Source organism: Streptomyces sennicomposti, from assembly GCF_019890635.1.
Lineage (GTDB): Bacteria > Actinomycetota > Actinomycetes > Streptomycetales > Streptomycetaceae > Streptomyces > Streptomyces sennicomposti.
Genome location: NZ_JAIOAB010000002.1, coordinates 149,704 through 168,866 on the forward strand (window position 1 = coordinate 149,704; position 19,163 = coordinate 168,866).

The 19,163-nt window shown below is 71.2% G+C and carries 17 protein-coding genes and 1 pseudogene; 9 read left to right on the forward strand and 9 right to left on the reverse strand.

The features are described 5' to 3' along the window. Positions 1-126: 126 nt before the first annotated feature. The 3 genes and pseudogenes from K7787_RS01680 to K7787_RS01690 form a co-directional block, all read right to left on the reverse strand. Positions 127-1,197: pseudogene (locus tag K7787_RS01680) on the reverse strand (quaternary amine ABC transporter ATP-binding protein); the annotation flags it as partial. Then, positions 1,194-2,726, reverse strand: a complete 1,533-nt coding sequence (locus K7787_RS01685) for a GMC family oxidoreductase (protein WP_223000225.1) — start codon at positions 2,724-2,726, stop codon at positions 1,194-1,196. The gene K7787_RS01685 and the pseudogene K7787_RS01680, both read right to left, overlap by 4 nt. Before the next feature lie 73 nt (positions 2,727-2,799). After that, complete coding sequence (locus tag K7787_RS01690) at positions 2,800-4,320, reverse strand: aldehyde dehydrogenase family protein (protein WP_223000226.1); 1,521 nt, start codon at positions 4,318-4,320, stop codon at positions 2,800-2,802. 128 nt (positions 4,321-4,448) lie between these two features. On the opposite strand from K7787_RS01690, the gene K7787_RS01695 reads away from it, so the two are divergent. Then, entirely contained in the window at positions 4,449-4,802 is a 354-nt protein-coding gene (locus K7787_RS01695) for a MerR family transcriptional regulator (RefSeq protein ID WP_372456590.1), read from the forward strand. Between the two features lie 89 nt (positions 4,803-4,891). Here K7787_RS01695 and K7787_RS01700 read toward each other — a convergent pair whose 3' ends face one another. Then, complete coding sequence (locus tag K7787_RS01700; protein WP_223000227.1) at positions 4,892-5,515, reverse strand: GNAT family N-acetyltransferase; 624 nt, start codon at positions 5,513-5,515, stop codon at positions 4,892-4,894. Between the two features lie 142 nt (positions 5,516-5,657). Here K7787_RS01700 and K7787_RS01705 point away from each other — a divergent pair, with 142 nt between their 5' ends. The 5 genes from K7787_RS01705 (at position 5,658) to K7787_RS01725 (ending at position 12,320) form a co-directional block, all read left to right on the forward strand. Next, entirely contained in the window at positions 5,658-6,269 is a 612-nt protein-coding gene (locus K7787_RS01705; RefSeq protein WP_223000228.1) for a TetR/AcrR family transcriptional regulator, read from the forward strand. Further along, positions 6,266-7,234, forward strand: coding sequence for an alpha/beta hydrolase (locus K7787_RS01710; protein ID WP_223000229.1), 969 nt, complete (start codon positions 6,266-6,268; stop codon positions 7,232-7,234). The genes K7787_RS01705 and K7787_RS01710 overlap by 4 nt, the downstream gene beginning before the upstream one ends. Positions 7,235-7,662: 428 nt before the next feature. Next, positions 7,663-9,711: a discoidin domain-containing protein gene (locus K7787_RS01715; RefSeq protein WP_223000314.1), complete on the forward strand. Its 2,049-nt coding sequence runs from the start codon at positions 7,663-7,665 to the stop codon at positions 9,709-9,711. 345 nt (positions 9,712-10,056) lie between these two features. Beyond that, positions 10,057-11,157 (forward strand): GDSL-type esterase/lipase family protein, encoded by a 1,101-nt coding sequence (locus K7787_RS01720; protein ID WP_223000230.1) that lies wholly within the window; start codon positions 10,057-10,059, stop codon positions 11,155-11,157. A 92-nt stretch (positions 11,158-11,249) separates the two neighbouring features. Beyond that, positions 11,250-12,320 (forward strand): glycoside hydrolase family 43 protein, encoded by a 1,071-nt coding sequence (locus tag K7787_RS01725; protein WP_223000231.1) that lies wholly within the window; start codon positions 11,250-11,252, stop codon positions 12,318-12,320. A 9-nt stretch (positions 12,321-12,329) separates the two neighbouring features. On the opposite strand, the gene K7787_RS01730 is transcribed toward K7787_RS01725, so the two are convergent. Further along, on the reverse strand, positions 12,330-12,788 hold the full coding sequence (locus K7787_RS01730) for a hypothetical protein (protein WP_223000232.1): 459 nt from the start codon (positions 12,786-12,788) through the stop codon (positions 12,330-12,332). Between the two features lie 96 nt (positions 12,789-12,884). On the opposite strand from K7787_RS01730, the gene K7787_RS01735 reads away from it, so the two are divergent. Next, positions 12,885-13,307 (forward strand): MerR family transcriptional regulator, encoded by a 423-nt coding sequence (locus tag K7787_RS01735; RefSeq protein WP_223000233.1) that lies wholly within the window; start codon positions 12,885-12,887, stop codon positions 13,305-13,307. Positions 13,308-13,579: 272 nt separating this feature from the next. Here K7787_RS01735 and K7787_RS01740 read toward each other — a convergent pair whose 3' ends face one another. After that, on the reverse strand, positions 13,580-14,242 hold the full coding sequence (locus K7787_RS01740; protein WP_223000234.1) for a hypothetical protein: 663 nt from the start codon (positions 14,240-14,242) through the stop codon (positions 13,580-13,582). A 277-nt stretch (positions 14,243-14,519) separates the two neighbouring features. Continuing rightward, positions 14,520-15,035, reverse strand: coding sequence for an alpha/beta fold hydrolase (locus K7787_RS01745; RefSeq protein ID WP_223000235.1), 516 nt, complete (start codon positions 15,033-15,035; stop codon positions 14,520-14,522). Positions 15,036-15,994: 959 nt separating this feature from the next. Here K7787_RS01745 and K7787_RS01750 point away from each other — a divergent pair. Both K7787_RS01750 and K7787_RS01755 read left to right on the forward strand, forming a co-directional pair. After that, positions 15,995-16,504 carry a GNAT family N-acetyltransferase gene (locus K7787_RS01750; RefSeq protein ID WP_078512213.1) on the forward strand — a complete coding sequence of 170 codons (510 nt, stop codon included), beginning with the start codon at positions 15,995-15,997 and terminating at the stop codon, positions 16,502-16,504. A gap of 411 nt (positions 16,505-16,915) precedes the next feature. Next, positions 16,916-17,581, forward strand: a complete 666-nt coding sequence (locus tag K7787_RS01755; RefSeq protein WP_223000236.1) for a hypothetical protein — start codon at positions 16,916-16,918, stop codon at positions 17,579-17,581. A 55-nt stretch (positions 17,582-17,636) separates the two neighbouring features. Here the strand turns inward: K7787_RS01755 and K7787_RS01760 are convergent, their stop codons facing one another. Next, the gene (locus tag K7787_RS01760) at positions 17,637-17,996 is read right to left on the reverse strand and encodes a hypothetical protein (RefSeq protein WP_223000320.1); all 360 of its coding nucleotides are present in this window, start codon (positions 17,994-17,996) and stop codon (positions 17,637-17,639) included. Positions 17,997-18,164: 168 nt separating this feature from the next. Further along, complete coding sequence (locus tag K7787_RS01765; RefSeq protein WP_247720433.1) at positions 18,165-19,163, reverse strand: ArsR/SmtB family transcription factor; 999 nt, start codon at positions 19,161-19,163, stop codon at positions 18,165-18,167.

Here is a 19,163-nt window from a genome sequence, read left to right on the forward strand (position 1 = left end):
GGCGGGCGCGGGAGCTTCGGCGGCGGACGCGAAGGCGGGTCCGGAGGCTTCGGTGGCGGCCGAGGAGGCGGACCCGGGGGCTCCGGTGGCGGCCGAGTCGGTGTCCGGCCGACGTTCCGGGCCGGACGGGCCGGACGGGCCGGACGTTCCGGCGACCACGCCCAGCAGCGTGTCGGAGTCCACGACGCCGAGGCACCGGCCCGCGTCCATCACCCGGGCCGCGGTGCCCGCGCGGGCCACCGCCTCGATCGCCTCCGCGACCGTGGCCTCGGGACGGACCGCGGGACCGGTGGCCGCGTCCGCCGCCGACGCGGCGCGCATGGCCGTACGGACCGTCAGCACCTGTTCGCGCGGGACGTCCCGGACGAACTCGCGGACGTAGTCGTCGGCGGGGGAGCCGACGATCTCCTCGGGGGTGCCCAGCTGGACGACCCTGCCGTCGCGCATCAGGGCGATGCGGTCGCCGAGCTTGAGGGCCTCGGAGAGGTCATGGGTGATGAAGACCATCGTGCGGCCCTCCTCCCGGTGCAGGCGCACCACCTCTTCCTGCATGTCGCGCCGGATGAGCGGGTCGAGGGCGCTGAACGGCTCGTCGAACAGCAGCACTTCGGGATCCACGGCCAGGGCGCGGGCCAGGCCCACCCGCTGGCGCTGGCCGCCGGAGAGCTGGCCGGGCCGGCGCTTCTCCATGCCTTCGAGGCCGACCTTGGCGACGACCTCGGCGGCCCGCTCGCGCCGCTGCGACCGGCCCATCCCCTGGATCTCCAGGCCGTAGGCGACGTTGTCGAGGACCGTGCGGTGGGGGAGCAGGCCGAAGTGCTGGAAGACCATGGCGGCGCGGTGCCGGCGCAGTTCGCGCAGCCGGCCCTTGTCCATCGCGCGGACGTCCTCGCCGTCGATGGCGATCGTGCCGGCCGTCGGCTCGATCAGCCGGGTCAGACAGCGCACGAGGGTGGACTTGCCGGAGCCGGACAGGCCCATCACGACGAAGACCTCGCCCTTGCGGACGTCGAAGGAGACATCGCGGACGGCGGCGGTGCAGCCGGTGCGCGCCCGCAGTGCGGCGGCGTCCAGAGAGCTGAGCCCGGGGTCGGCGGGGACGCGGTCGGCCTTGGGGCCGAACACCTTCCACAGGCCGTCCACGGAGAAGACGGGGGCGTCGGTGGGCGGCTTGCGGGTGGGGACGGGGAGAGTCATCGGCGCTCGCCTCCGATCAGCTCGGCGGCCTTCTCCCCGACCATGAGCACCCCGATCATCGGGTTCACGGCGGGCATGGTCGGGAAGACGGACGCGTCGGCGATGCGGATGCCGGACAGGCCGCGGACGCGCAGCCTCGGGTCGACCACGGCCAGCGCGTCGTCGGCGGCGCCCATCCTGCACGTGCCGGCGGGGTGGTAGACGGTGTGCGCCACCTTGCGGGCGTACTCGCTCAGTTCGTCGTCGCCGACGATCCCGGGGCCCGGGCAGACCTCGCGCTTGAGCCAGCCGGCCAGCGGCTCCGCCTGGGCTATCTCACGGGCGATGCGCAGACCGTCGACGAGGGTGCGGGCGTCGTAGTCCTCCTCGTCGGTGAAGTAGCGGAAGTCCAGGGCGGGTTTCACCGACGGGTCGGCGCTGGTCAGGTACAGCCGGCCGCGGCTCCTCGGCTTGGGGATGTTGGGGGTCATCGAGACGCCGTACGCGGGACGTTCGTAGCCGAGCCGCTCCGGGTTGTCCGTGAACGGGATCTGGTAGAAGTGGAACATCAGGTCCGGGCCCGGCTGTTCGGGGTCGCGGCGCACGAACAGGCCGGCGTCGGAGTCCATCGCGGAGTTCTCCGGGATCGGGCCGTTCGTCTCCCAGACGATCACCGACTCGGGGTGGTCGAGCAGGTTCTCGCCGACGCCCGGCAGATCGTGCACGACCGGGATGCCCAGCGCCTCCAGCTCGGCGCGGGGCCCGATGCCCGAATGCAGCAGCAGCCGCGGGGAGTCGACGGCGCCCGCGCACACGACGACCTCGCTGCGGGCCCGCACCAGCAGCTCCTCGCCGTCCTTGGTGCGCACGTGGACGCCCTCGGCGCGGGTCCCGTCCAGCTCCAGCCGGTACGCCCAAGTCTCCAGGAAAATACGGAGGTTGGGGCGTTCGTCCAGCACCGGGTGCAGATAGGCGACGGAGGCGGAGGAGCGCTTGTTGTCCTCCGGGTGGTAGGCGAGGTCGAAGAAGCCGACGCCCTCGGCGAACGGCTTCTCGTTGAAGCCCTCGACGCGGGGCACCCCGAGCGCCGTCTGGGCGGCGTCGACGAAGTCGCGCGCGATGGCGTTGCGGTCCTTCTCGTCGACCGGGACGATGTTGTTCTTCAGGCGGGCGAAGTAGGCCTCCATGGGGACGGCGCCCCAGCCCTCCGCGCCGGCCCGCTCCCACTCGTCCCAGTCGGAGGGGAGCGGCTTGAAGGAGATCAGGGTGTTGTGCGAGGAGCAGCCGCCGAGGACGCGCGCCCGGCTGTGCCGGATGTGGGAGTTGCCGCGCGGCTGTTCGGTGGTCGGGTAGTCGTAGTCGAGGTCGCCGCCGAGCAGGCCCATCCAGCGGCGCAGGGTGAGGACGTCGTCGCGGCCGACGTCGCTCGGGCCGCCCTCGATGACGGCGACGGTGATGTTCGGGTCCTCGGTGAGGCGGGAGGCGATGACGGAGCCTGCGGTGCCGCCGCCGACGACGACGTAGTCGAATTCGTGGGTGTGATCCGGCATGGGGTGGCTACTCCTGTGGGGTGGGAGAACGAGCGGGTGTCGCGGCTGGTGCGCCGGCTGGGCGAGTGGGGGCTCAGCCGGCGAACCAGCGCACCGGCTTCGGCGCGAGGTTCTGGTAGACGTGCTTGGTCTCGCGGTACTCGGCGAGTCCGGCGGGACCCAGTTCGCGGCCGGTGCCGCTCTTGCCGAAGCCGCCCCACTCCGCCTGCGGCAGGTAGGGGTGGAAGTCGTTGATCCATACGGTGCCGTGCCGCAGCCGGCCGGCGACACGGCGGGCCCGCCCGGCGTCGGTGGTCCACACGGCGCCCGCGAGACCGTACTCGGTGTCGTTGGCGAGGCGTACGGCCTCGTCCTCGGTGCGGAACGTCTCGACGGTGAGGACCGGGCCGAAGACCTCCTCCCGGACGACCCTCATCTCGCGGTGGCAGGCGTCCAGGACGGTCGGCTCGTAGAACCAGCCCGACTCGGGGCGCTGCGCCGACGGTTCGGGCCGCTTGCCGCCGCAGCGCAGCACCGCGCCCTCGGTCAGCGCGGACGCGACGTACGCCTCGACCTTGGCGCGCTGCTGCTCGGAGACGAGCGGGCCGCACTCGACGCCGTCCTCGGTGCCGCGGCCAAGCCTGATCTGCTGGGCGCGGCGGGCGAGTTCGGCGACGAAGCGGTCGCGGACCGACTCCTCGACGATGAGACGCGCGCCGGCCGAGCACACCTGGCCGCTGTGGATGAAGGCGGCGTTGAGGGCCTGGTCGACGGCGGTGTCGAAGTCCTCGTCGGTGGCGCAGGCGTCGGCGAAGACCACGTTGGGGTTCTTGCCGCCGAGTTCGAGGGCGACCTTCTTCACGCCGGGGGCGGCCGCCTGGGCGACCTTGGTGCCGCTGGCCAGGCCGCCGGTGAAGGAGACCAGGTCGACGCCGGGGTGCTCGGCGAGCCGGGCGCCGACGGTGTGGCCGGGACCGGTGACGATGTTGGCGACCCCGGCGGGCAGCCCGGCCTCGGTGAGCAGCTCGATCAGCGCGACGGTGGTCAACGGGGTGATCTCGCTCGGCTTGACCATGAAGGTGTTGCCGGCCGCGAGCGCCGGGGCGATCTTCCAACTGGCCTGCAGGAGGGGGTAGTTCCAGGGCGTGATCAGCGCGCAGACGCCGACCGGCTCATGGACGACGACGCTGTGGACGTCGGGCGAGCCGGCGTCGACCACCCGGCCCGGGGCCTCGGCGGCGACCAGGTCGGCGAAGTAACGGAAGGCGTCGGCGACGCAGTCGACGTCGACGCGGCCCTCCTCCAGGGTCTTGCCGGCGTCGCGGCTCTCCAGCAGGCCGAGTTCCTCGCGGTCGCGCACCAGGAGGTCCGCGACGCGGCGCAGCAGCGCGGCGCGCTCGGCGACCGGGGTGCGGGGCCAGGGGCCGTGGTCGAACGCCTGCCGGGCGGCGGCCACCGCCTTGTCCGCATCCTTCTCGTCGCCCTCGGCGACCACGGCGAACGGCCGGGCGTCCGCCGGGTCGAGGATCTCGCGCGTCGCGCCGGAGCCCGCCTCGAGCCACTCGCCTCCCGCGTGGATGGTCGCCCGGACCTGTCGTTCCGTTCTGTCCACCATGATCAGTGCAGCCTTCCGTTCCTGTTCCGTACCCCTGCGTCACATCCGCGTCACGCTCGAGGACCGTGGCCACCTGCCCGACCCCGCGGACGGCATGCGCAATCGGTGACCGAAAGTGCGCGGCGTCACTGAAAAGACGGCCGAAAAGGGACGAAAGGGGGCGGCGGAGGGGTGCCCGGGGCGCCTCGGCCGAACGCGCCCCCGGTGGCCGGCGCTACTTCGGAGAATGGGCAGTGGACCGGGTCATGCGCGTCCAGACCCTGTACGCGGCAGGGCTGAACAGCAAGAAGATCGCGCGACTGCTGCCCTGCATACGCGACGCCGACGGCGGTCCGAGCGAGATCGCCGACGCACAGCTGGTCGACGAACTCGCCGCGGAACGGGACCGCATCGACCGGACGATCGCCGATCTGCTCCGCTCCCGCGAGGTGTTGAGCGACGTCATCGACATGGCGAGGGCCGGCCTGGACGCCGCCCACTGAGCCCACCCGGCGAGGAGACGGCCGGCATCGCGCGTCGCCGGCCGGACCGCGGAGGGCCGGCCGGCGCTCCTGCGCGTGGCTGTGTCCGGTCAGGGCCCTGATGGATCCGGCAGGGGACTCAGGTCCAGCATCATGTCGAGCGACGGGGAGCCGTCCGCCTCGGTGAAGGAGTCGACCGGTCGGAAGCCGTTCTTCTCGTAGTAGCGGATGGCACGAGGATTGTCGGCGCGGACGCCGCCCCACAGGATGATCCTCGTCCTGCCGAGCAGCCGTACCACCTCCGCGACGAGCGGGCAGACGAGCGTGCCGACGCCCCGGCCCTGGTAGTCGTCGGCCAGAGTGGGGCCGAAGCGGCAGTCAGTCGTCTCGGCGAGGCGGATGCCGGCGTCCCGGTAGCGGGCGATGTCCGCGGGAGTCAGAGCGAGGCTGAGTTCGAGCAGGCCGACGATCCTGCTGGACGGCACTTCCTCGAGCACCAGCCTGAGCTTGTCGTAGCGCGCGATCGCGTCACACAGCTCTTGGGCGGCCGCGCGGTCGTACCCGTCGAACGTGCTGAACCGTCTCGACGCGGAGGACAGCGCCCCGAGGAACCCGGCCAAGTGCCCCGTGTCGGCCCTGGTCAGTGGCCGGAAGACGAGTTCCGGACCGTCATGAGCCTTCAGGCGGCGTGCCAGGCGCAGGGGGTTCTCGGCGATCTCCGTCAACGTAAGCACCCCGGCGGCCTCTCTCCGTACCAGCTCCGTGAGACGAACCTACCGGTACGGCTGCCGAAGGTGAGTGGGCCGAGCCGGCTGACAGGACCTGGGGAACGCCCATGGCTTTACATACTTCGATGTGAATGTTAAGTTCGTAGCCATGTCGAAGGTTCCCTCCTCCCAGCTCGTCCTCGACGCCGCCTACCGCTGCTTCTGCCGCACCGGATACCGCCGCACCACGGTCTCCGACATCGTCGAGGAGGCGCAGATGTCGCGCCCGACGGTCTACAAGTACGTCGGGAGCAAGGAGGAGGCGATCGTCAAGGTCGTCCAGTCCCTGCTGGACCGGGCCGGCGTCGCGGCACGGGCGGCGGCCGAGGCGGCGGCGACGCCCGAGGAGAAGGTCCTCGCCGTGCTCACCGTGAAGCTGGAGGTCGCCATCCGGCTCTGGCAGGACAGCCCCGCACACGCCCAGGAACTGCTGACGGCCGCCACCGCCCAGGCCCCCGGCCTGGTCACCGCCTACACCGACGGCCTGGCCGCACTCCTGACAGCAGCCCTGGCAGAGGTCGTGCCGGACACCGCGCGGCAGGCCGCCGCCGTCCTGCTCACCTTCACCCGGGGCCTGGAGGACGACCTGCGCGACACCGACGCCGTACGCGAGGAACTCGCCGCGGGCGTCCAGATGATCACCTGCGGGGCGCTCGCCCGCTCCGTGTCCACCCCCGCCGGACCGCCCAGGCCGGACCCTGCCGAAAGGCGCCCCTCATGAACACCACCCCCGCCCCCACGTACTACCGCGACCAGCAGGCATGGCGCGACCTCCAGCGGTTCCTGCCCGAGCGGCTGCGCCTGACCGACGCCACCGCACCCGAGGAGGAGTTCTGGAACTGGCGCGGCCACCGCGTCCACCTCGACCGCTACCGCAACCCGGGCGCGAAGGCCAAGGTCGTCCTCCACCACGGCGTCGGCACCAACGGCCGCCAGATGTCCCTCATCCTCGGCGCCCCGCTCGCCGAACGGGGATTCGAGACCGTCGCCCTGGACAACCTCGGCTACGGCCTCACCCAGGTCAAGCCCGGAACCACCCCCTCCTACGACGACTGGGTCGACCTCGTCGTCGACTTCCTCGCCCACGAGCAGTCCCTCGACGACCGCCCCCTCGTCCTGTACGGGCTGAGCGCCGGCGGCATGCTCACCTACCACGTCGCCGCCAAGGCCCCCCGCGGCACCCTGCGCGGCATCGTCGGCATGACCTTCCTCGACCAGCGCGACCAGCGGGTCCGCGACGAGACCTCGCACGACAAGTTCACCGCCCGCGTCGGTGTCCCCCTCATGCGCCTGCTCGCGAGAACACCGGCCTCCGCCGCGAAGTACCCGATGAGCCTCGCGTCCAAGATGTCCGCGCTCGCCAACGACCCGGCCGCCATGAAGGTCCTGATGAAGGACCGCACCTCGGCCGCCAACTGGGTCAGCGTCCGCTTTCTCGACAGCTACGCCACCTACACCCCGGCCGTCGAGCCACAGGACTTCGACGCCTGCCCCGTGCTGCTCACCCAGCCGGCCGAGGACCGCTGGACCCCCCATCACCTCAGCGTGCCCGTCCTCTCCCGGATCTCCCGAGTCCCGGTCGACACCGTGCTGCTCGACAACGCCGGCCACTACCCCCTCGAAGACCCCGGCCTGCGGCAGATGGAGGACGCCATCGCGGACTTCGTCACCCGGACCACCGCCTGACCCGACCGGCCCGACCGCCGCCCCCGAGCCGGTAACTCCGTACTAGGAACTCCACACCGGGAACTCCGCACCCTTAAGTCAAGGTTAAAGTAAAGGCGTTGAAGTTCTTGACCGGCGCATGGCGGACGGGCATGGTTCCGGAGGACGCTCTCCCGTCCCCGCCCGCGGTGCGAGCGTGACGGCCGGTCCGGTCACGGCCGGCACGCGAGCGAGCCGGGGACCGTCGCCGATCGGGCGGGCACCGGGCCCGGCGGCAGCGTGAGGTCGTACGCCGGTGAGGCATCCGCGCAGCCGCGGCGCGAGGCCGTCGCGGCGGCGGACGGAGAGCGCGCTCCCGCACTGCCCGGCGACATCAAGGAGACTCCGTGATCGGCGAACCCGCAGCCCTGTCCCCTCCTAGATCCTTCCGCCTGACGGTCCTGGCCTGTGTGACGGTGCTCATCGCCGCCCTCACCCTGGCCGTCACGCAGTCCCCGGCCCGCGCCGCCGGAACCCTGCTCTCGCAGGGGAAGCCGGTCACGGCCTCCTCCACCGAGAACGCCGGCACCCCGGCCACCGCGGCGGTCGACGGCGACAACGGAACGCGCTGGTCCAGCGCCGCCGCCGACCCCCAGTGGCTCCAGGTCGACCTGGGCACCGGAGCGACGATCAGCTCCGTCACCCTGAACTGGGAGACGGCGTACGCCACGGCGTACCGGATCCAGACCTCCACCGACGGCACCACGTGGAAGGACCTCTACACCACCACGACGGGCCGAGGCGGCACCGAGAACCTCACCGTCGCCGGTTCCGGACGCTACGTCCGCCTCACCACCACCCAGCGCGCGACCCAGTACGGAGTCTCCCTCTGGGAGTTCCAGGTCTACGGAACGGCCGGCACCGCCGGCGCCTGCTCGACGGCCGACGCCGCACTCGGCAGGCCCGCCACCGCCTCCTCCACCGAGAACGCCGGCACCCCGGCCAGTGCCGCGGTCGACGGCGACAACGGAACGCGCTGGTCCAGCGCCGCCGCCGACCCGCAGTGGCTCCAGGTCGACCTCGGGTCCGTACAGACCGTCTGCGGCGTCCAGTTGAGCTGGGAGACGGCGTACGCGAAGGCCTACCAGATCCAGGTCTCCGACGACGGCGCCTCCTGGACCAGTGTCTACAGCACGACCACCGGCCCCGGCGCCACGGAACTGATCTCAACCACCGGCGCCGGCCGCTACGTTCGGGTCTACGCCACCACCCGCGCCACCCAGTACGGCTACTCCCTCTGGGAGTTCCAGATCTTCACCGGAGGGACGACGTCCCCGCCGGGCGACGGCGCGACGCTGCTGTCCTACAAGAAGCCGGCCACCGCCTCGACGTACCAGAACGCCAACAGCTGCCTCGACTGCACTCCCGCGAAGGCGTTCGACGAGGACCCGGCCACGCGCTGGGCGACCAGCGACGTCAACGGCTGGGTGGACCCGGGCTGGATCGCCGTCGACCTCGGCGCGAGCGCCCACATCACCAAGGTCGTCCTCCAGTGGGACCCGGCCTACGCCACCGCCTACCAGATCCAGACCTCGCCCGACGGCGTCAACTGGACCAGCATCTACTCGACTTCGAACGGCAAGGGCTTCAAGGAGACCCTGAACGTCGACGGCACGGGACGCTGGGTGCGGATGTACGGCACCGCGCGCAGCAACGGCTACGGCTACTCGCTGTGGACCTTCGACGTGTACGGCACGGGCGGCAGCCCCACCGCCCCGCCGGCGCCCCCGGCCGACCCGGGCAACCCCGGACACCTGGTGTGGAGCGACGAGTTCAACGGCCCGGCGGGCGCCAAGCCGGACACCGCGAAGTGGACCCAGGACCCGGGCAACGGCCAGAACGGCGAGCTGGAGTACTACACCGACGGCGACAACACCTCGATGGACGGCAACGGCAACCTCGTCATCGAGGCGCGCAAGGAGGCCGACGGACGGTACACCTCGGGCCGGATCAACACCTCGGACCACTTCGACTTCACCTACGGTCACGTCGAGGCGCGCATCAAGGTGTCGGGCACCCAGGGCCTGTGGCCGGCCTTCTGGCTGCTGGGCTCGAACTTCAAGACCGGCACCCCGTGGCCCAACTGCGGTGAGATCGACATCATGGAACACGTCGGCAAGGTCGCGGACTCCGTCTACTCCACCCTGCACGCCCCCGCGTACAACGGCGGGAACGGCTACGGCTCTCCCTACACGGTCGCGGGCAGCGACTTCGCCTCCGCCTTCCACACCTACGCCCTGGACTGGAACTCCAGCCGCATGACGTTCTCGGTGGACGGCAAGAGCTTCTTCACCGCGGACCGCTCGACGGTGGAGCAGACCCGGGGCCCCTGGGTGTACGACCACCCCTTCTACATCATCCTCAACAACGCGGTGGGCGGCGACTGGCCCGGAGCCCCGGACGCCACGACCGTGCTGCCGCAGAAGATGCTCGTCGACTACGTCCGCGTGTCGCAGTAGTCGGCGGCCGCCCCCGCCCCGGGCCGGGCCGGGCCACCGGTCCCGGCCCGGGGTCCGGGTCCGGTGGTCCGGCCGCCGGTGGCCTCTGCCCGGGTCCGCCGGCGGCGGCAGCGTCGTCGGCGGTCGGCCGGGCGGCCAGTCCCGTGAGTTTGGTTAGTGGTCGTTCCTGGGTGATTCCGGTTGCCTTTGTTCCATGCTAGGTTCCCCCTACCTCGGCTCAGGCCGCATGCCCGGGGTCGAGGTACGGGATCTGCCCGCGTGGTTGTCGTGGTTGTCATGCTCAAGCCATTTCACGGACCGCTGCGTGGACCGCCAAGGCGTCACCCCTGGCCTCCGGGAGACCTCATGCACGTCAGACACCTCGCCGCCGGCCTGACCGCCCTGCTGTGCGCGATCGTGACGCCGGCCGCCGCCGGTCCGGCCGCCCAGGCCGCCCAGGCCGAGTCCAACGGCGGGGTGCGCGTCATGCCGTTGGGCGACTCGATCACCGACGGGTTCAACGTGCCCGGCGGCTACCGGTCCGACCTGTGGCAGTACCTCGCGGCGGACGGGCACCGCGACGACTTCGTGGGCTCGCGGTCCAACGGCCCGGCCCGGCTCGGCGACCACGACCACGAGGGGCATCCCGGCTGGCGGATCGACGAGATCGACGCCCACGCGGCCGACTGGGTACGAGCAGCGTCGCCGCGCACGATCCTGCTGCACATCGGCACCAACGACATGATCCAGAACCACGACCCGGCCGGCGCCCCGGCCCGCCTGGCCGCGCTCATCGACCACGTGACCGCCGCCGCCCCGAACGCCGACGTGCTGGTCTCCGACCTCGTCCCGCTGGCCGACCCGGCCGCCGAGGAACGGGCCCAGCGCTTCGACGCCGCGGTCCCCGGCGTGGTCTCCGCCCTGGCCGCCCGGGGGCGGCACGTGCACTTCGTGCCCATGCACTCCGCGCTGACGACCGCCGACCTGGCCGACGGCGTGCACCCGACCGGCGGCGGATACTCCAAGATGGCCGCCCGCTGGTACTCCGCCCTGATCTCCTCACCGGTCACCCGCTGGGAGGCCGAGAACCCGGCCTACGCCGCGGTGCACCACGCCGACCTGCCGGCCACCCCCACGGCGTCCGGCGGCCGCAAGGCCGGCCACATCGACTACGCCGACAGCTACCTCCAGTACACGATCGACGCCCCCTACACCGGCGGCTACCGGATGTACGTACGGGCCGGCAACGGCATGGGGACCCGGTGCGGACACCTGCTGACCGTCGACGACGGCCCCGCCACCGCGGTCAGCCACCCCTCCCTGGGATGGGACGAGTGGGTGATCACCGGCGTGGACGTCCAGCTCCGCCGGGGCGCCAACACACTCAGGTTCGCCAAGGGCGAGTGCTACGCCGAGATCGACGCGATCGACTTCGTCACCCCGGGGGCGCCGACGCCGTGGATCTGAACCCCGCACCGGGGCGCAGGCGCCGCGCGCAGTGAGCGAGCCCCTGCCGCTCGGCACGGAAACGGAGACCGACCGACCATGGGAAGGGAACGATGAGGCTTTCTCGCCGTCTTCACGGAGCCGCGGCCATAGTGCTGTCCGGCCTCCTCACAGCCGTCCTGTCCCTGACGTCCGCCGAACCCGCCCAGGCGGGACAGACGGGCCTGCGGGCCGCGGACCCGAGTGTCCTCCGGGTCGGCGGCACCTACGTCTCGGTGCAGTCGACCGGCGGCGGCATCGCCGTGCGCCAGGCCCCTTCGACCGACGCGCTGGCCTCGGCGCCCGCCCGCCAGATCTGGTCGGACACCCGCGGCCTCGGCGAGGTCTGGGCCCCGGAGATCGTGCGGGACGGCGGCCGCTACTACATCTACTTCTCGGCGGGCCGCGGCAGCGCCCACCGGATGTACGTGATCAGCTCGGCGACCGCGGACAGCGGATACACCGCCGAGACGCGGCTCGCTCTGCCGGACGACAAGTGGGCCATCGACGGCACCCTGTTCACCTTCAACGGACAGCGCTGGTTCGTCTGGTCGGGCTGGGCCGGCGACACCAACGTCGAGCAGAACCTCTACATCACCCGCATGGACACCCCGACCACGCCGACCGGCGCCCGGCACATCATCTCGCAGCCGCGCGAGAGCTGGGAGCGGGTGGTCGGCAACCCGTTCATCAACGAGGCGCCGGAGGCCATCAAGGACCCGAACGGCCAGCTGCACATCGTGTACTCGGCCAACGGCAGCTGGAGCGACCAGTACTGCCTGGCCGACCTCAGGCTCCGGGCCGGCGGCGACCCGACGTACGTCTGGGACTGGTACAAGTCCAACGGCTGCCTGTTCGGCTCCCACCGGGCGACGATGATGGCGGGTTGGGACCCGACGCTGTACGTCGACGGCCCCGGCCACCACAGTTTCGTCCTGCTGGACGGGGACATCGCCACCAGCCCGCCCGCCGGCCCGAAGTTCCCCCTGATGTTCCACGCCGTACCCAAGGGAACCGCGTACTCGTGGGAGAACCGGTACTGGTACACCGGCAGCTTCTGCTGGTGGGGCAACACCACCTACAGCCGCGCCAACGTCCCCGGCCCGAACACCGACACCGGCTGGAGCCTGAAGTTCTTCGAGTAGGCGCCCCTCTCAGTGCTCCAGTGGGCCGGCCCGGTGCCCGAGGCCGGCCCCGGTGCGGCGGTTCCGCAGCCAGGGGGCGAGCTGGGCGACCCCCCACGCGACCTCCAGGACGAGGAACAGCCACAGCGTCCGTGAGACGCCGTTGAGCAGGGCGTACGCCATCCACGCCGAGAACAGGGTGCGCGCGATGCCGTCGAGGAGTCCGTGCACGGGGAGCGGCCAGACGATGCGCAGTGCGGCCCAGACGACCACCACCGAGCCCATCAGATTCGCGTACAGGATCTGCCAGGGATCGAGTGCGGGCAGAGTGCCCCAGCCGAGCGCCTCGCCCAGTGCGGACAGCGCGTCGTGCACCAGCGCGTACGTCCACGGCGTCACGAACCCCGCGGTGACGGCGAAGTCGTACCAGGCGCTCGCGCGTACGGTGCGAAGGTAGGCGGGGTGTGCGGGGATATCGAGAAGGGTCATGTCGAGGCTCCTGCTGTCGGGCTGTCAGCGACGCCTCACGCTAAACAGTGGAGTACGGTCCAAGGTCAAGTCCGCCATCCGAAGGGGGCGTTGAGGGTGCGCATCGGAGAGCTGGCCGCGCAGACGGGGATGACCAGGGACACGATCCGGTTCTACGAGAAGGTCGGTCTGATCGCGGGCCGGCGTCTGGCCAACGGCTATCGTGACTTCCCGCCCGAGGCGGTGGCCTGGCTGCAGTATGTCCGCGCCGCGCAGACACTCGGATTCTCGTTGGCGGAGATCGCGCGGACCGGCGAGGAACTGCGCGGGGTGCCGGACGCGTCGGAGGCGCTGTCCGCGCTGTTCGAGGAGAAGATCAAGCTGGTCGACGCCCGCATGTCCGAACTCGCCGCCCTGCGCACCGAACTCGCCGAGCGCGTCGGCACCGGATGCCCCTTGCGGGCAGTCGTCCCGGACGGGAACGGCGGCGGAAACCCGACCGGCCGGCCGTCGCCCAAGGCGCTCGGACCGGTCAACTAGACAACTCATCGCATGTGTCCTCGGCATGGCCGACCACCGGGACCACCGGGACTTCGACCCCTACGTCGGAACGGCCACACCGAGAGTCACCATCGGCGAGCGGGAGTTCCGGGACGAGCGCGTCGCGCGCCTTCACCAGGCTCGGTCTCCGCGAGGAAGAACGCCGCCGGTCGGCTGGGCTGGTAGAGGGAAAGCGCTACGACCGCGTGCTTTTCGGTGTCGGACCCGGCACCCATGACGCAAGCGGCGTCCGTCATGTGCGGGGCGGACGGTCAAGCCGGAGGGATGAGGACGCCGGGAAGGGCACCGGCCTTCACAGCGTCCTGGTCGACGGTCACGCCCGTGTAGGAACCCACAGCGGTGAACACCAGCTCGGGCAGGCGCTCGCCATGTTCCTCGAAGTACACGACGACTTCGGCCTCACTGGCCTCAGGCATCGACGGGAACACCGCTCCCGCAGCGCCGAGCGCGGCATCGAGGTCCGAGCCCTGACCGGTGTCAGTGCCGAAGGCAGCCCGGTACGCGCAAGCACCGGGCGCATGAATGATCAGCGGCGGGGGGCTGAAACGGTTGGCGCTCAGGCAGACGATCTCCTCGCCCTCGCAGGGGAACATCGACGCGCCCTTGCCTTGGTAGCCGGTCGCCCAGGTTGCCATGCCCCAGTCCTCCAGCACGTACGTCCACTCACCGCACGTGCCGTACATGGCGCGGTTGAGGCGGCGCGAGGGCCGGCCCGGCCGTCCGGTCGGCGCGCGCAGCTCCCTGCACGGGGTGCGCGCGGCCAACTCGTCGGGATCGGCGCCGAGATCGATGAGGAATCCGTCCGTTTCCACACCTCGGGCCAGGGTGAGTGAGATGCCGCCGAGCATGCCGGGCACGGCCGACGAAAGGGTGGTGTGATGATGCGCGCCCATCCACGCGATGCGGTCACTCATGCCGGTCAGACTATCGGCCGGTACTGGCGACGATCCTGGTTGAGGCAACGGCCTGGACGGCGCCGCCTGCACAGGTCGGCACGGCCAACGGATGCCCGAAGCCAGACCTGGACCAGCCCACCGACCGGCGCCCGGCATGCTCGGCCCGACGAAGGGCCGGGCCCGGCCGGCACCGGGCAAGCCGTCTCAGCCTCCTGCGGTGCGTACTCGGGACGCACTGGGAGCCCTGCCCGGGAACACCGCTGCGAAGACCGGTTCGTCCTCCGCACGCACCTGGTCAGGTGAGGGCGGGGCTCAATCGCGTGGTCACCTGCGTGGTGAGGATCTTGTCGATCACCTCACCCACGTAGCCGTCCATACCCTCGGTGAGGAGCCGGTCGGCCAGGCGGTTGCGGAACTCCTTGCCCTCATCGGTCTCGGCGGGGGCGGAGGTGTCGGACAGGACCAGGGTGTGCACCCGGTGCGGATGACGGAGCTGGAACTCCATGGTGATCTGGCCGCCCATGGAGACGCCCCCGACCACCGCCCGCTCGATGCCCAGGTGATCGAGGAGCGCGGCGAGGTCATCGGCGAAGTCGGATAGGAGGACCTTTCCGTGGGTGACGCTGCTCCGGCCGTAACCACGCAGGTATGGGGCGATGACTCGGTATCTGGCTTCGGTCAGCGCCCTGTCCTGGGGCGTCCACAGGGTGCGGTTGAAGGGGTGGCCGTGGAGCAGGAGGACCGCCGGCCCGGTCGAAGGACCGAAGTCGTCGTAGCGGATCGTGGCGCCGCGCAAGGCTGTGGCGTTCATGCCGAACCCTAACTCCATGATCAGCGGGTGCGCAGAAGGGCTCCGCCGATTGGCCAGGGCTCTTCCCCACGGCGACTGGTTCTCGGGCGACGTCATGAGCTGTCCCGGGGCGCAGGGCCTCACTCGGAGTGGTCACTACACGGAAGCTGTGCCGGGCCCCAGCTGGTATCTGACGCAACTGGGCCGTCGTCCCCGACGGATCGAGTGATGTTTCAGGAACTGGATGTGTTCGCGCTTCCGGTCCGCGAATCGCCCGGACCCGTCGGTGAGTTCACCTCGATCGAGGGAGATCCGACGACGGTGCTTCATTCATCGCCCCGGACCTGCTCCTGAGCTTCTGGCGCCCGTTCGCAGCCGACGATGAGCGGAGGAAGAACAGGGCCACTACTTCAACTCGGTCCTGCTGGCACGGCCTGGCTACTACGACACCCCCGCTCAGGCTGCGGAGCGACTCCAGCAGAACTCGTGACCGTCCCGCCAGGACGCCGACAGGACTCGTTCCCACAAGAGGCCGAAGCCGGTCCGCCCGTGCATCTGGCGCCTGAGCGTCTTGATCCGGTCCGCGAGGGTGGCGTGCCCAGCGCGGGTTCGGTCAGCGAACCGGTGGTGCCCAGTAGGCCATGTCGACCTGCTCTCGGCCGGCTCCGGAGTCTCCTCCGGCACCGACTCCGTAAAGATCGCGCGGAGCACGAGCGGTGACGGGAGGCGCACCGCTCAGCCGCCGCGCCGAGAGTACGAAGCCGCGGCACCACCGCCCTCCCGCCCGGGGAGGCCAGCGGGAACGCGAGAGCTGCCCGCCAGGCCAACGGTCACAGGGCGTAGGCAGCTCACGGAAGTTGGACCAGAAGCCGAGGAACGGCAGCGCACGGCAGGCAGGCAGTCCGGTCGATGCTGTGCGCAGAGCACCAGGCCGGGAGAATTCCGTTGTCGGACCCTCTCCGAGGCCGCATGCTTCGGACGTGACCACTGAGAACGACTTCTCCCACGCCACCGTCACCACGCGTGTCACCGTCCGCGATCTGCTGCCTCGGGATCTGCCGGCGTGCACCTGGTCCGGCTCAGCCACCCACCTGCGTCATGTGGAGCGAGAGCTGACGCGCGCCGCGGCGGGCGAGGTGGACTACCTGGCTGTATGTACTCCCGTCGACCTGCCGGTGGCGATCGGCGGCGTCGACTATCAGGTCAGCCAGGGAGCCGGAACCTTGTGGCAACTCGCCGTGCTGCCCGCGCTGCAGTCCTGCGGCCTGGGAACACTGCTCGTCCGCGCCGCCGAACAACGCATCCTGAACCGCGGGCTGCGCAGGGCCGAACTCGCCGTAGAAGAGGACAACCCCCGGGCACGCGCCCTGTACGAGCGACTGGGCTACGTCGCACATGGCCGCGAACCGGACGCCTGGGACGAGGAAGGACCTGACGGATCGATCCGCCGCCACGAGACGATGTGCATTCTCATGCGAAAGAGCCTCTGAGCCCCGTCCGGCGACACTCGCGCGACAAGGGCAGCGAGACGGCCGCCGTTCGGCTCCCCGGCTCAAGTGCCGGTGAGTATCCGACAGCCCGGCGTCAGTGCTGTCGTAACCGGCGGACCAAAAGCTCCGCACGCGAGAACGACGCCGTTCACGCCCGGCCCTTCAGCGGCGCCGCGACTCCGGCCGGTGCGGCACAGTGAAGGCCACGTGAAGGCCACGTGCCGGACCGCGGCCTTGAGGGAGACCCGCGTGCGGGACGAACCGGACCTGGTGCTGCCGGACAAGGCACCGGCGGTGACCGGCGTCGTCGGCCGGAAGATCACTCGCGACGGCGGCTGACGGTCCCGGTTCGTGGGAGGTGCCTTCCGCTCGAAGACGGCCCGCGTAGGATCACCGCCGAGGGGTGGTGGCATGACCATGAGGAACTCCCGGCGGCACTCCCGGTGGTGCGTGGCGATCGCGGCGACACTGCTGCTGGCCGGCTGTGGCGGCGGCGCCGAGAGCGTCAGCTGGAACGGCAAGGCCGTGGCGCTCACCAAGGAACAGGTGCGGGAGGTGTTGCCGGATGGCGAGGCCATGACGGGTTGGGAGGAGTCCGCTCGGCCCAAGTCCGTCGAGATGGACGCGTTCTACCGTTCGCAGGCCTGCCCCATCAAGGGCAACAAGGGCTGCGAGAACTCCCGCTTCTACGGTGCCGCGACCTTCCGGCACGACGACGGCGCCACCTCCGTCACCTTCCTGATCATCGCCTACGACAGCGAACAGTCCGCCCGGGCGGCGTACGACATGCTCTGGGACGGCGCCTACGGCAAGACGGTGGGACAGGGGGCCAAGACGTTCGGGATCGGGTCGATCGGTGACGAGCGCGACGCTCGATTCGGGGCCTCCGGCTACGGCGGCGAACCGGGCGCCGTGACCCAGACCCGGGTCGGCACGACGCTGCTGTGGACCAGGGCGGCTTCCACGGACAAGGGCGGCATCGACGAGGACGGAGTCCGGGACCTGGCCACGGTGCTCGCCAAGCGGGCCCGGCAGGCCCAGGACGGGGACACGCCGTCCGCCGCACTCGACGGCTGACCGGGCGGCCACGCCAGGATCCGCCCCGCTGCGGGCCGGCGCTCGAACCCGCCTGTCATGGCCGTGAGAGTCCAGCAGCGCGATCGGCCGGACCGGCATCGAAGCCGAACGCCTTACTGTCCTTGAGGCTTCCTCCTGTACGGGTGTCGACCAGGACCGGCTCGACATCCTCACCGCCCGCCGCCCCCACCCGCTCGACGACTGGGCCGCCCGCCACGGCCACCGGGTGCTGCTCATCCACCGTCTGGACGTCACCGACGCACCCCACGAAGGCACACCCGACAACGACGTCAGAGGCTCCTTCGAGCTCGACTTCTTCTGCGCCACGCAGATGCTCCGCGCCGTCCTGCCGGGCTTCGGCTGCTACAACGCTGCCGAATACGCCGTCGAACGGCTCACCGACGCGCTGCGGCACGAAGTGACACCGTGCGGCGGCCTGTGCGGCGGCATGCTCCCGTTGTCGTCGCTGTGCGCCTGGGCGCACTCCAACCCTCCAGAGCGTCACGCTCAGCGACCTGCCGGTGGGAGCGCCGTTCGTCAATGCCACCCGCCTCGGGCGGCCGTGTGGGCGCCCTGGCGGCATTCAGCCTGCCGCCAGGGCCGCGCCCAGCGGCGTGTGCTCGTAACGGACGGCCCGGCCGGTGCGAGTACGGGTGACCAGGCCGGCATCGCGCAGCACCGCCAGATGACTTCCGACGGTGCCGAGGCTCAGGCCGAGCTGGGCGACCAGCTGCGTCGTCGTCGCAGGTGTGTCCAGCGCGCGCAGCACCTCCGCGCGGTGCGGGCCGACCAGTCGGCTCAGGGCCTCGCCGCCCGGTGCACGCGCCGCCGGGCCGAGCAGGTCCGCGATGCCCCGGGCGGGATAGACCAGGGCGTAGGGCCAGGGCGGCTCGACGTAGCTGATCAGAGTGCCGAACACCGTCGGCATCAGCAGCAGGCCCTTGCCCGCCGGCCGGTGCCGGTCCCATTCGGTACGCGAGCCCGTGCGCACCTCGATGGTCCCGGCCTGCCCCTCGGAGCGCCAGCTCACCCGGGGGTCGAGATCGGACAGCGCCGCCGCCCAGCCGTACATCGCCAGATGCCCGGCGCGGCGGACGAGGTCGCGCTCCAGCACCGCCCGCAGCCGCGGCCAGTCCGGCTCGACAAGCGCCTGCCAGCTCGCCTCAAGTGCCTCGGCGAGGCGGGTGACCACGTCCGGTGCGTCGAGGACGCGCTGCACGTAGCGTGGCGGTGTCCGCAGTCCCGCCAGGTTGCGGGCCAGTTCCAGACGTGCGCGGCGCAGCGGCGTGGCCCGCACGGCGGCCAGTTCGGCGGCGAAGTCGCCGCCGGCGCCCGACGGCGGCGGATGGATGAAGTCGGCGTTGTAGGCGCCGCGGCGGAACAGCGTCGTCAGCGCCGCGACTGCGGGCACCTGCCGCCGCAGCTGCTGGTACCGGGGCGCGATGCGCTCGGCCCACGGCCGGAGCGGACCGGCGGTCTGCACGCCGGCTGCGACGCGCAGCGCCTGCATCGCCTCGCCCAGCGGCGAGATCGCGTAGCGGGTACGCGCCACGTCGACGGGTCCCACCTCGATGGCCAGCAT